General features: G+C 47.1%; 14 protein-coding genes and 1 pseudogene. 5 read left to right on the plus strand and 10 right to left on the minus strand.

Annotation, left to right across the window (positions count from 1 at the left end; translation table 11 throughout):
* Positions 1-511: 511 nt before the first annotated feature.
* Positions 512-1,333, plus strand: coding sequence for a helix-turn-helix domain-containing protein (locus tag BN2154_RS10295; protein ID WP_050618698.1), 822 nt, complete (start codon positions 512-514; stop codon positions 1,331-1,333).
* 46 nt (positions 1,334-1,379) lie between these two features.
* Here BN2154_RS10295 and BN2154_RS15355 read toward each other — a convergent pair whose 3' ends face one another.
* The 4 genes and pseudogenes from BN2154_RS15355 to BN2154_RS15360 all read right to left on the minus strand — a co-directional run.
* Positions 1,380-2,144, minus strand: coding sequence for an MBL fold metallo-hydrolase (locus BN2154_RS15355; protein WP_015536484.1), 765 nt, complete (start codon positions 2,142-2,144; stop codon positions 1,380-1,382).
* Between the two features lie 35 nt (positions 2,145-2,179).
* Positions 2,180-2,599: a nuclear transport factor 2 family protein gene (locus BN2154_RS10300; protein WP_015536483.1), complete on the minus strand. Its 420-nt coding sequence runs from the start codon at positions 2,597-2,599 to the stop codon at positions 2,180-2,182.
* Positions 2,600-2,617: 18 nt separating this feature from the next.
* Complete coding sequence (locus BN2154_RS10305) at positions 2,618-2,842, minus strand: helix-turn-helix domain-containing protein (RefSeq protein ID WP_015536482.1); 225 nt, start codon at positions 2,840-2,842, stop codon at positions 2,618-2,620.
* Between the two features lie 141 nt (positions 2,843-2,983).
* Positions 2,984-3,136, minus strand: a pseudogene (locus tag BN2154_RS15360) (Maff2 family mobile element protein); the annotation flags it as partial.
* A gap of 265 nt (positions 3,137-3,401) precedes the next feature.
* On the opposite strand from BN2154_RS15360, the gene BN2154_RS15365 reads away from it, so the two are divergent.
* The gene (locus BN2154_RS15365; protein ID WP_094762466.1) at positions 3,402-4,163 is read left to right on the plus strand and encodes an HNH endonuclease; all 762 of its coding nucleotides are present in this window, start codon (positions 3,402-3,404) and stop codon (positions 4,161-4,163) included.
* Between the two features lie 69 nt (positions 4,164-4,232).
* Positions 4,233-4,469: a hypothetical protein gene (locus BN2154_RS15765; protein ID WP_154666672.1), complete on the plus strand. Its 237-nt coding sequence runs from the start codon at positions 4,233-4,235 to the stop codon at positions 4,467-4,469.
* Positions 4,470-4,512: 43 nt separating this feature from the next.
* Here the strand turns inward: BN2154_RS15765 and BN2154_RS10310 are convergent, their stop codons facing one another.
* The 5 genes from BN2154_RS10310 to BN2154_RS10330 form a co-directional block, all read right to left on the minus strand.
* Positions 4,513-6,348, minus strand: a complete 1,836-nt coding sequence (locus tag BN2154_RS10310; protein ID WP_050618699.1) for a VirD4-like conjugal transfer protein, CD1115 family — start codon at positions 6,346-6,348, stop codon at positions 4,513-4,515.
* Positions 6,335-6,841: a PcfB family protein gene (locus tag BN2154_RS10315; RefSeq protein ID WP_050618700.1), complete on the minus strand. Its 507-nt coding sequence runs from the start codon at positions 6,839-6,841 to the stop codon at positions 6,335-6,337. Before BN2154_RS10315 ends, BN2154_RS10310 begins: the two co-directional genes overlap by 14 nt.
* 27 nt (positions 6,842-6,868) lie before the next feature.
* Positions 6,869-7,582 carry an antirestriction protein ArdA gene (locus tag BN2154_RS10320; RefSeq protein WP_050618701.1) on the minus strand — a complete coding sequence of 238 codons (714 nt, stop codon included), beginning with the start codon at positions 7,580-7,582 and terminating at the stop codon, positions 6,869-6,871.
* Entirely contained in the window at positions 7,582-7,923 is a 342-nt protein-coding gene (locus tag BN2154_RS10325; RefSeq protein ID WP_050618702.1) for a DUF7768 domain-containing protein, read from the minus strand. Before BN2154_RS10325 ends, BN2154_RS10320 begins: the two co-directional genes overlap by 1 nt.
* A gap of 254 nt (positions 7,924-8,177) precedes the next feature.
* A complete protein-coding gene (locus BN2154_RS10330) occupies positions 8,178-9,629 on the minus strand; it encodes a ParB/RepB/Spo0J family partition protein (protein WP_050618703.1) in 1,452 nt (483 codons plus the stop codon).
* Positions 9,630-9,878: 249 nt separating this feature from the next.
* On the opposite strand from BN2154_RS10330, the gene BN2154_RS15370 reads away from it, so the two are divergent.
* Both BN2154_RS15370 and BN2154_RS15770 read left to right on the plus strand, forming a co-directional pair.
* Positions 9,879-11,996 (plus strand): AAA family ATPase, encoded by a 2,118-nt coding sequence (locus BN2154_RS15370; protein WP_195892338.1) that lies wholly within the window; start codon positions 9,879-9,881, stop codon positions 11,994-11,996.
* A gap of 75 nt (positions 11,997-12,071) precedes the next feature.
* The gene (locus BN2154_RS15770) at positions 12,072-12,428 is read left to right on the plus strand and encodes a hypothetical protein (protein ID WP_154666673.1); all 357 of its coding nucleotides are present in this window, start codon (positions 12,072-12,074) and stop codon (positions 12,426-12,428) included.
* Between the two features lie 89 nt (positions 12,429-12,517).
* Here the strand turns inward: BN2154_RS15770 and BN2154_RS16080 are convergent, their stop codons facing one another.
* The gene (locus BN2154_RS16080) at positions 12,518-12,691 is read right to left on the minus strand and encodes a hypothetical protein (RefSeq protein WP_195892339.1); all 174 of its coding nucleotides are present in this window, start codon (positions 12,689-12,691) and stop codon (positions 12,518-12,520) included.
* Positions 12,692-12,779 lie beyond the last annotated feature (88 nt).

Here is a 12,779-nt window from a genome sequence, read left to right on the forward strand (position 1 = left end):
TCCGCCCATTTCAGCCGTAACGGTAGAGATGGGCGGATAGCGGTTTTTGGTGTCATGTTTCGGGGCGATTTTCAAGGAAAATACGGCCATAGAGCCGCTTGGAAAAGCCCCATAGTATCACGGACAGGGCAGACTACGCCCCGCCGATTTGTCATGTTTGGGTAGCGTTTTGGTGTCAGTTCTGCCGGGTTTCCCTGATGTCGTTCCTGCCCCTGAATCTCACAGCAGCGTTTCGTTCCCGTTGGTACGCTCGCTGCGGTCAAGGTTCCTCCAACTCCTTGCCGCAGGTCGTTGCGCTACATCGCCGGGGAGCATATCCCATCAGGCCGGTCATTCGATTGGAATAATCCATCGATGAACTGACTTAATCATAGCTCATTTTTGAACCCTTTCCCGTATGTCCAGAAAGTAGGAATACCGCCCCAAAATCGAAAATTTCCACGATTTCGGAACGGTATGGTATAATGGCTATATATGCTCGAAAACCACATGGAAAGGAAGTGGCAAACCGATGAAAGACCATGTTTCCTTACAGGAACGCTTGAAAGATTTACGGGTGGAAAAGGGCTTGAAGCTGGAAGAACTGGCGGAAAAGACCGGCATTTCAAAATCTGCTTTGGCAAGCTATGAAAATGAAGAAAACCGAAATAAGGAAATCAATCACGGCAACCTTATCACACTGGCAGACTTTTATGAGGTGTCCATTGACTATCTGTTCTGCCGGACAGAAAACCGGGAGCAGATCAACACCCCGCTGTCTGAACTGCATTTGACCGATGAAGCCGTGGCGCTTCTGAAAAGCGGACGGATCAATACCCGGCTGCTGTGCGAGATGATGTCCCACGAAAAATTTGCGGAACTGATGGCTGACGCAGAAATCTATGTGGATGGAATGGCTACCATGCGGTTCCATGACCTCAACAGTGCGCTGGCCGCTGTCCGGGTAATGATACTGGAAGAGCATCCCGAAGCCGCCGCAGACCGTTCCCTGAAAATTCTGGAAGCCGGTCAGATAGAGGAAGAAGATTTTTTCTGCCATGTGACACACAAAACATGGGACACAATCCTTCACGATATACGCAAAGCCCATGAGAACGACATGGAGAGTGCGCCGGATACCACGCCCGCCGATGAACTAATAAAGGCAGTCCGAAAGGCCATGCAGTCCACCGGCGATAGGGTGCAGGAATTTTTGGAAATCTTCTGCAAGGCGTTCCAGCTGAAATACAAGCGGCTCACAGACGAGGAAAGAGTGACCCTGAAAAGACTGTTCAAAAGATCGCCACTGATTAAAAATTCCGGGATCAACTTCCGGCGCAGGCCGTGGAAATGAAAACTGCCGTTGTGGGAACGGGTGTTCCTGCAACGGCAGTTTTGAATCATATATGAATTTGGAAGTCTCGAAACTCAAACAATCCATTTCCCTGTTTGAGTTTTCCGGCTCTCGATAATTGTGCAAATCCGGCTTCAATGTCACCTATCAAAGAAACAGGAATATCCAACTGGTGGTGTCCGGGCAGAACTTTTTTTATTTTGTATTTCTGTATCCGCCTTATGGATTGATAAAATAGTTGCGGATCAGTAGTTGGGTAAAATGCGTCAAGGCTTCCTTTGTATATCAAATCCCCGGAATACAAGTAATTTCTTTCTGGCTCGTAAAAGCAACAATGTCCGGGAGAATGTCCCGGCGTGTGAATAACCTGAATTTCCCGTCCGCCTAAATTCAGAAAATCTCCATCCTGCAAGATTCTTTGTGGCATACCTTGAAATATCTGATAGGCGTTAATATCAAAATCTCTTGGAAAATTACAAGGAAGTCTTGTTAAATTGTTCTTTACAACTTGCAACGGTATCGGAAACCTGACTGATAACCAGTCCTTTTCCGCTTCATATACAGCGATATTATCAAAATACTTATGCCCGCCGATGTGATCCCAATGAACATGAGTAGTAATTGCCATAACAGGCAGCTCTGTTAGACTGTCCACAATTTTTCTGATGTTGGAAACGCCTAAGCCTGTATCAATGAGAATAGCGCATTTTTCTCCACATAATAGATAGCAATGTGTTTCTTCCCAGTGTTTGTATTCGCTAATAGAGAATGTATCACGGTCTATTTGCTCAATGGTAAACCAATTATCCATTCTGCATAATTACCTCCAACAACTAAATTTCCCGGCTAAAACCACTTTGCGTTTTCATCTCTGAAATGTGGTATAGTGCCATCTTTATAAGGGTCATATCGATTTTCATTGCAACCAAATTCTTTTAAGAGGGCAATCTTGTCATCTGGTGTCCATTCAATCAGTGATATTCCATCAAACGCTTCTACATTACCGTCGTCCATTTTATTCTTAAAATACCATTCAACGATAGTCTGATTGTCTTTATGGAAAAACTGTTTGATGTCCCATTGTAAGACGGTTCCCCGGGTATTCCATTCCTCAAACCAAAGTATTATCTTCTTTATTCCGTGATATTCCGGCCCCCAGCTTTCAATATAGATGGCATTATTTGAAAAAATATCGGATATACCTAAATCTTTCTTTGTAAGCCACATATCAAACCAAAGTCTGATAATTCTTTCTCTATTGTCCATTTCGCAGAACCTTCCTTGTTAATTTGATATTTCAGCTTCTTCGTCATGCTCTAATTCAATCACATTCAAAATTCCACAGTTCAATGCTTTGCAGATACGCAGTAGTGTTTCCATACTGATATGCTTTCCCTTGCCCATGTTGGCAATCATATTGGTGGTCAGACCGGCGGACAGCCGCAAGTCCTCTTTCCTCATGCCACGCTCTTTCAAAGTGTCCCATAGCGGTTGATAGCTGATGTGCATAGGCTCCCGCCTCTCTTTCCATCGTCAAATGTTCTGTACCCATTATAGCAGAAATCTTGCGTTTCCACAATATTTCTTGACCGCACCGCCGGTTCCGTCTGGATTGTGCTTTTCCTTTCTTCACTTTTATTACATTTAATTAGCCATAAGCTGCTTCATGCCCTGGCTTTTGGAACCAGGGTTGTCCGAGCCGTAGCCCTCAAGCAAATTGACAACGCCCCACACGCCCAGACCAGCGCCGAGAGCCACAACAAGGGTCTGCAAAGTATCAATAGCGGAAGAAAAGAACTGCATATAGCCTCCATTTCTCCGGGGTTTTTCCCGGCCATGAAAAAAGCCGCCCATGCAGGCGGCAGGTTACGACCTCTGGACACTTTGTCCAGAAGTGCTGTTTATACAAAGGCGTCCGGGTCATCGAGATCGTCATAGTCGAGGATGTCCTCGTCCTCTTATATGAGTACAATGCCTACATGTACGCTTTGCATAACTTTTGATTGTGCGATTTCGATTTATTTGATATTATTGATATAAATAATAAGGCTTTAATAGAGGTGTTTCGATGAGTTTTCCAGAAAATGTTGCGATTGAAGCGTTGACATTATGTGGCCGCTGCTGTTGTATCTGCCACAAGTTTTGCGGAACAAAAATTGAGTTGCATCACATAGAGCAAAAGGCCTATGGGGGCAAGGATACTTTAGAGAATTGCATTCCACTATGTTTTGATTGTCATTCCGAGATGGGCAAAGCTGACCCAAAACATCCTAAAGGAAAAAGATATTCTACGGAAGAACTGAAACGCCATAGGGATAATTGGTATAGAAAAGTAAATAGTGATGGAATTTCTGTAAATAATAGCGAAAAGACTATATTTACAGAAGATATTGAATCATTTCAAACAATATGTGCTCTGTTTACTCCAACCGTCAAGTGTTGGCTTATTGAAGAAGATATTGGGGGAACTCACCCATACAATGTGTTTGATGGGTTAGCCAAATATCTAAATGATACTTATGATGATCCTTTTTCAGAATTTATAAATCCAGAACTAGAGAAAATGCGAGGTAATTTGATTAATTCTATTAAAGCATTTTTGAATTACAAATCCATGAACACATTTGTAAAGGATGTTTTTGGGCAAGAATTGTGTGTAACTCGCGCGTGGATGATTAGTCATGAAGATTGGATTCCACATTCCATGAGTTATGAAGAATGCTCAATACAGTATGCCAAAGAGTCTCAAACCCTAAATGATCTGGCAACAAAAGTTTGGAAAACTTACTGTGAATTTGTTCGCCAATGTCGTTTTTTGCTAGCTCAATAGCAGTATCACAAATAATGCTAAAATGAATTATCAATAGACTTTGAATATTTATAAAAAGGGAGAATTGTTATGAGAAAAGAGTTAACACCGGAGCTGAAAAAATGCAAAGAAGAATTTGATTTTCTTCATAAAAAAATTGGTGAACTAGAGTGGGAACTTGCAACAGTATATTATGGCCGCGAGGCAGTCCTCAGATCACAAATTGAATTGTTAGAAACACAAATTGAGAATTATAGAGTTAATATTGCAATTTTAGTAGATAAAGTTCGAGACGAGGTGTCAAAAGCAAACCATAAATCGCGATAGATTTTATGCCCCCATTCCGGTTGTTAAACTGGAATGGGGATTTTTATATAAAGGCATCCGGATCGTCCACATCATCGTAGTTGAGGATGTCCTCGTCCTCGCTTACGGGCCCCGCGTCCGATACGTCTACCTCGTACACCTCACAAGCCTCATTCAGCCCAGGCCGCCTGCGGCGGTTAATGAGTTTATCAAGGTCAAAGGCGTTTTTCTTTTTATCGGCCTCAGCCGTGTACTTGTAGTTCGGGTGCTGCTTCAAATCGTATTTGGACGAGAAGAACGGGGGCAGGCCCCGCAGCTGCAAAATGCACTTATCGCCCGGCATGGTAGCCAGCTCACTGGGGGTCATCAGCTCCCGGCCCAGCCGCTGGGTGTTTTGGTTGTAGCTTTCCGACTGCCCACGGGAGCGGCCCTCGGTCTGCATGGAGATCGTGGCCTTGCCCAGCCAGTTTTCGGAAATTTCCTTGATGGTGGAGCTTTCCCGCCCGCCCAGGAAAACCACGCTGTCCATGTTTCCCAGGATTGTTTCGGCGTTGTCCTTGTATATGGCCTTGCATTGAGCGTACTGCTGGTAGAACAGGCACAGACTTACCTCACGAGAACGGATCACGGCCACCAGCTTCTCCAGCGAGGGCACCTGGCCCGTGTTGGCCGCCTCGTCCCACAGCACCCGCACATGATGGGGCAGGCGGCCACCGTGAACATTGTCCGCCCGTTCACACAAGAGATTGAACATCTGCGAAAAGGCCAGGGCAACAATGAAGTTATAAGTGGGGGTTGTGTCGGAAATCGTGAAGAAAACCGCCGTTTTCCGATCCCCGATGCGGTCAAGCTCCAGCTCGTCATAGCTCATGATCTCCCGGAGTTGGGGGATGTCAAAGGGGGCCAGTCGGGAGCCGCAGGAAATCAAAATGCTTTTTGCGGTCTTGCCGCTTGCCAGCTTATATTTCTTGTACTGCTTCACGGCAAAGCAATCCGGCTTGCGCTTTTCCAGGCCCTTAAACATATAGTCCACCGCGTTCATATAGGACTCGTCATCCTCTTTCACGTCCATGCCGGAAATGATATCCACCAGGGTATTGATGTTCCGATCCTCGGCGGGGGCCTCGAAAATGATATAGGCAATCAGGGCGCAGTACAAAAGCGTTTCCGCCTTCGTCCAAAATGGATCGCCCTCCTTGCCCTCGCCTTTGGTGTTGGCTATGAGGGTGTCCACGAATTTGAGGATGTCCGCCTCGTTGTGAATGTAGGACAACGGATTGTAGTGCATGGATTTTGAAAAATCTATGCTGTTGAACACTTTGACCTGATACCCCCGGCGTTGCAGAAAAGCCCCCACCTGGGAGAGTACCCCGCCTTTCGGATCGACGCATACATAGGAGCTGTGCGCCTGGAGCAGTTGGGGCGTGAGCCAGAAACGGGTTTTGCCGGAGCCGGACGAGCCGATGATACAGGCGTTGAGATTGCGGGCGTTGGCGGGATTTTTGGGCCGGGTGTTCATAGTGAGAAACTCCGTCTTTGTCAAAATGACGTTGTTCTCAAACTTCGGATCGACAAAGGGCTTGATGTCTTTTTCGGTGCCCCAGCGGGCCGACCCGTATTCCTCATCCCGCCGAAATTTCTTTGCGTTCTTGCTTTTGAAGTAGATCAGCAGGCGAAAGCCCACCGCGCCCACAATGCCTATGAGCCAGTCAAAGGAGGCCAGCCCCGGCGCAAAGTCAGCAAAGGCCGGGCCGATGCTCTGCCCCAGGCCCATGAGCTTGTGAGCAAAGTCTGCTCCGGGGGCCAGACGGTAGGCCGTCCCCAGCTTTAGGCAGGCCCACAGAATAAATAGGTACGGGATATTGGGTATCACATACTTTTTGACGCTATCTGTCCTCATGCACCGCCTCCCTTGCACGTTCTCTCTTGTGGGACGGCTGGCGGGCCAGTTCAACGGCAGCCCGTTTGAGCTGTTCCCGGATGGGAACACGCTGGGACTTGGAACGCTTCATCACACGCCGGGAATACTCCGAAAAGCAAGTGGTGATGGCGTCGGCCTGCCCGCTCTTGAAAAACAACAGGTATTTGTCCGGCCCGGTCTTATAAAAGGCATAGTCCACATTCCAACGCCGGGCCACCCGGTCAAAATCCTTTGGGGACTCCACCTCGATGCTGTTCGTGGCGGCCCCGTGGCCCATGAGCTGGCGCACCGTCTGTTTTCCGTGAGGTGTCTGGCGGGCACGGTACGTTTTCTTAATCTTCCGGCCCACCGCCAGACACGCCTGGGCCAGCACCCGGCCCGTGAGCTTTGTCGCCTTGATCGAAACTGCTATGGTACGTCTGGAAACGTCCTCGTCAATCAGCCGTATCCCTCCTTTCCATGAAAAAAACACCTCTGGACAAAACGTCCAGAAGTGCTGTTATCGCTCCTCGTGTTCCTTTGCGGCAATCTTCCGATAGCCCTCCAGGGAGGAACCGTCAATGATTTCTTTGTAGGCCGCCATTTGCTCCCGCACCGTGAGCTGGGGAAAGGCAAAGACTTTGTGCTCGTCGGGAATGTCCTCGATCCCGTGATAGTGCTCGATAAATTGACCGCCATTGTTCCGCACATAGCCGCCGGGGGCAAAGTGGCCGTCCTCGTTGATCCTGATGTCCCGCCCGTATGCCTCATAGTCAAAGTAATTCAGCAGGTGCTCCGGCACCTCGATGGCCTCCATATCTTCCACATAGATGCGGCCCAGGGTTTCATCGTCCTCAACGCCGGGATAAAACTCGTAGCAATCCAGGTTTTGCGCCAGATTGATGAGATCGGCCACGCTGGAAGTATGTTCGCCGTTATCAATGACGGCCTCAAATTTCTCCAACTCACCTTGATCCAGCTCGGAGAGCAGACAGGCCAGATGATTGAGCTCGTCCAGATTTTCATATTCCGTCAGATAGTCGTAGAGCCCCAGCACATCACCGTCAAAGCTGGTAATGAAAAACTCCTCATAACGCACCCCATCCACACCAATGCGTTTCAGCAGTCCTTGCACCTCCTCCGTGGTGGTGGGGAATTTCAGCGTTTCGCCAACCAGCTCACCCTCGTTGTACTTTCCCAGGTTGGTGATGTAGGCTTCAAACAGAGACGTCATCAACACCGCCCCTGGCCCTTGACGGTCAGGATGCCCTCAAGCGTAGTCGCGGTGATCCCCAGGCGCTGGGCCACAGCAATATCATTTTTCATGGCCTCGGTCACGGAATGGCCGCACACCACCAGCACACGGGAACGCCGGAGCAGATCGCGGCCCATGTCGATGCCGTTCTTGTGCTCCTCCGGCACCGCGTCATTGAGGAACAGCGGCAGATAGAGCATAGGGCAGATGGGGGAATAGCCCGCATCGTAGACCACGCGGCAGTAATGCGCCGCCTGCTCCATATCCACCGCAGGATCGCCGCGCCACGCAGCGGTGATATAAGCAAGGGATCGTTTCATTATCACACCTCCGATATTTAATAGGTAGTTCAACCCTATCCCCCCGCCCTTTCCCATTCATGGGAAAGGGGGCGGCTCTGGAGGATATACCCCCGCCGCCTTGCCGGAAATAGCACGGCCGGGCCAGGCCGTCAAGGGCAAGCCGCCGCAAGCGACGGGCGTTCCGCCCCTTGACTGCCCGTTCCCGGCTGCGCTGCAAAATACCCGGCGCGGGGTGTTTACCTCTGGACAAAGTGTCCAGAAGCGGGGCCCGGTTACTTCTCCAAGTCCTTTTTCCTGTCCGGCTGCGCCAGTTCGGGCGGCTGTTTCTCTTTCCACTCGTCCAGCAGCGCCATGATCTGCTCTTTCATTTTGGCAGGAGTGACCTCCTTGCCGAAATACTTAGACAGTTCAGCAGTCGAAATAATCACACCGCGATCCTCCTTTTTTTCTTCACTCAAAATGCCGTCGATCACATCACCGTTGAGCTTGCCCTCCTTGTCCAGCTCGTGGAGCCGCTTCGCCTGGGCCACCGAGGGGGAGGACTGCTCTCCGTCAATGGAAACGGCAATCAGCCGCTGGTTTTCCGGCCTGATATACGAGATCTCCACCGCAGGCATAAAGCCCATCTGCTTTGTGTCCACCTTATCCAGAAGCTCCGGCACCAGGGAGTTGAGCCGGATATACCGCATGACCTTTTTATAGTTCATGTCGTGTTCCTTACCCACAATCTCCACCGAGAGCTTACCCAGGGCCTCCGCCTCTTTCTCATTTTTCGGGCGGGCCCCCTGGCGTTTGATGGCCTCCACCTCCAAATCCAGCAGCTTTGCCAGTTCGCTGGGGAGAGGATCGCCCCGCTGTTTGTTGCTGTTCCGCATTTCCCGGACAGCTTCAAGATCGGTCATCTCGCGGACGATACAGGGCATTTCCTCCAGTCCGGCCCGTGTACCACCGTGATGGCGGCGGTGGCCCGCGATAATCTCATAGCCCTTGCCGTCCTTTTCCGGGCGGACGGTGGCGGGGGTCATAATGCCGTGTTCCTTGATCGTCCCCACCAGATCGTCCATCGCCTTATCGTCCTGCACCTTGTAGGGGTGCTCCCGGAACGTATGGAACGGATGAAGCTCCGCCATTTTCAGATAGACGATTTTTCCATCTTCCACCGGGCGGGGCGGCACGTCAGGCGTGGGCGGCAGATTGATCTCCGGCGGCGGGACTGCCGCCTCCTTGACGGGAGCGGCCTTGCCCGGCTTTACCGCCTTAGCGGATTTAGACACAGGCGCACCGCCGGAGCCCGTTTCCTTGCCCTTGTCAGCTTTCTTACCTCTGGACACTTTGTCCCGAACAGCGGGCGGGGCCTCCTCACGGGCCGCCTTGTCAACCTTAGACGGGCGGCCTGTGCGGTGCTCCGTCGCTTTCTCCTTTTTTTCCGCAGACACCCCGGCCTGCTCTTTCAGGGGACGGCCACGGCGCTTTTGATCGGGTACAACCTCCGGCGGCTTGGCAGCCACATCGGCAACGACCTTGACGCCAGATAGATTAATCACTTTACTGGCAGGAGCGGGAGCGTCCTCAACCATACCGAAGATCACCGCCTGCTCATGCTCAGGTGGCTCGCCAGGGCTTTTGACCGGCTCCGGGGCGGGAGAAATGCTTGTCCTCGGGGGAGCAGCGGCCTCCGGGGGCTTAATGTTCTTTTGGTCTGGGTTCAGTTTTTCGGCTGCCATTTGCTAACCTCCTTCGTGATGGCATGAAAAAAGCCAGCCCAATGGCTGGACTGCGGGGGAGGGGTATCACTCCTTTCATACTATATTATTCCATATCACCCATAGTCCTGTTAGGTGGTAATCATTACAATAGAGTGGACAAGTGAAGTATTTTATCAATTTGTTTTTCTAGAGAAAAATATGGTATAATACAAAATACTGTCAGCAATGATCGCTTTTATGCCCACTATACGAAAGGAATGGCATGATATGAATATAGAAATTAAAAACTGCAATAATATCGATTTGGCTAGGATAACGATTGATCCTGGACGATTAAACATAAAATACGCTATTAACGGCACGGGTAAATCAACGATTGCACATGCCATCGAGCTTGCTGCAAACGGCAAGACACTAGAAAAACTAATGCCGTATAAATATCTAGGTGAAGATCCGATTTCTGAAAAACACACACCGTCTGTACTACTTTCAGAAACAACAGACGGAGTTGCAATTTTCAATGAAGAATATGTTAATCAGTATTTGTTTCGTCCCAATGAATTGGTAGAAAATAGTTTTGAAGTTTTTATAAAAACTTCAGATTATGATGAAAGAATGGCTAAAATCCAATTCCTTATAGAGGATATTCAAAAGACATTTAGAAATAACCCAGAGTTGGACGATCTCATTAATGATCTTACAACTTTCATTACCGGTTTCGGAAAAGCACAAAAGGGATACTCTAAAACGGGTTCTATTGGTAAAGGAATTGCTAGAGGAAACAAAATAATAAATGTCCCTCCTGTTTTAGCAGGATACACTCCCTATATTCAAAGTGAAAAAAACGCAGCATGGCTTACATGGCAAAGTAAAGGCGAAGAATACTTAGATCTTTCGGAACAATGTCCCTATTGCGCAGGAAAACTATCTTCTCCGCAGAAAGAAGTCGTTAAACAGGTTGCAATAGAATACGATTCGAAATATGTTGCCGAACTTCAAAAAATGGTCAGCGTATTTCAGGCATTGAAAGAATATTTTACAGATGATGTTAAAGTAGTTATTGATAGACTTGCAAGAAATAGCACTGGGTTTACCAAAGAAGAGATTAACTATTTAATTGAAATAAAAAAACAAGTAGAAATCCTGAACGAGCGTCTTATTGAGATTAAAAATCTGAATTTTGGCGCGCTAAAGGATGTAGATAAGGTTATTTCTGCACTAAACAGGCAAAAAATTGACTTGGAGTTATTGACACATATTAACTCGGTGTATACCGCAAGAAAAATATCACTAGTCAATGGCGCGTTGGATGGTGTAATTGAACAGGCAGGCCAACTGCAAGGAGAAGTAAACAAGCAAAAAGCGCTTATACAAAGCACAATTAATAAGTATAGCAGTGAGATAAATGGCTTCTTAGAAAGTGCTGGCTACAAATATAATGTGTCGATTGTCGAAGATACTGGAGCTGACACTTATCGACTTATTCTTTGCAGCACAGACACACTAGCGCCCGTTAACGATGCAAAACTTCATTTAAGCTATGGTGAAAGGAACGCGTTTGCACTAGTGCTTTTTATGTATCGGGTACTTAAGGAGAACCCTGCCTTGATTATCTTGGATGATCCCATATCTTCTTTTGATAAAAACAAAAAATATGCAATAATGGAGATGCTTTTTCAGGGGAACGGTTCACTTCAAGGTAAGACAGTCATAATGCTGACGCATGACTTTGATCCAATAGTAGATATGATTCATACATCAAGTATTAGGTGCAGATTTTGCCCAGTACCCGTGGCCGCTTTTCTATACAATGAAAATGGCATTTTAGCAGAGCAAGAAATATTGCCCTCAGATATTCAGTCGTTTTTTGAAATTGCAAATACCAATATAAATAGCAACATTGATATAATTAACAAACTGATTTATCTGCGCAGACGGGTAGAGGCGTGTGGCGATAAAGGGCCAGTTTGGCAGTTGTTGTCAAACTTTTTTCACCCCGATAGAGGAACACCTGTTATCCAGGATACGGCAGGAACCCGTAATATGACTAATGAAGAAATAGAGGCAGCTTCTCGAAAAATCTGCGAGGAGATTCCGGAATTTGATTATCCATCGGCTTATACAAGGGCGCATGATCCGCACCAAATGATAGCGCTATACAAAACTCTCACAAGCAGCTATGAAAAAATCCAACTTTACCGCATGATTAATCATGGGAAAATATCGGATACTGTTTTCAAAAAATTTGTAGATGAAGCATTTCATATAGAAAACGATAGTCTTTTCCAACTGAATCCATCCAAGTATTCGACAATACCGTACTACATTATTCAACTGTGTGATAATGGCATCCGAATTTTAGAAGAGCAACTACGCGAAGATTAAAGTCCGGTTTAAGGGACTGCTATCATGGTATTATCTTTATTAGAGAAGGAATATATCTAGTGAGGAGGTAATACCATGATAGTTCAATTACAATGCCATTGCCATTGGTCACCTGAAAAGCAAACGCGAATTGCAACCCTAATTGCTGAAAGGGCAGAGCTAATCCTTGGTAATAGTATATCACCATTAGTAAGAGATTTAGTTTTCGTAGATAAACTTCAACCACCGTCTCAACTAGCCTTACTCCTTTTTCAGAAAAGCCAAAAGGGTGTTTTTTTAGACAAAAGAAGCGATAATACATATAGACTGGTATTAGGTTCTGAGACATTATTTTCTATGGTTAATCCTGGGGCAGGGCAAGCTCACTTTGATGAACTTATTTTTTTCGCAAAAAAAGCAATATGTGAATTGCAGATTTGTAATGGCACTTAGTTTTCGAATCTTAAAAGGACGTCCCTCTGATTCCAGAGTGACGTCCTTAGGATAAAGCCTCTTGCTTGACTGCTTAGCAAAATATTAAATTATTCTTCTTTATGAGTTTCGTTCCACATTTCATCTTCTATGTCGGCCATCATTAACTTGAACAAGATGTCCGCCATACTTTCGCCGTTCTTGTTATAGTATGGCTCCACGATAAAAACACGCTTTCCGATTTGGTATCGCTGCGGCTCACCGGGTACATACTCTTTTTCCATATCACACCCCCTTTCTACTGTGGAACGTAAGAATTATATCATGTGCAGAAAGAACTGTCTTTGAAAAGAGCATATAGTATTGCTACGT

This window comes from Intestinimonas massiliensis (ex Afouda et al. 2020), assembly GCF_001244995.1.
Taxonomy (GTDB): Bacteria; Bacillota; Clostridia; order Oscillospirales; family Oscillospiraceae; genus Intestinimonas; species Intestinimonas massiliensis.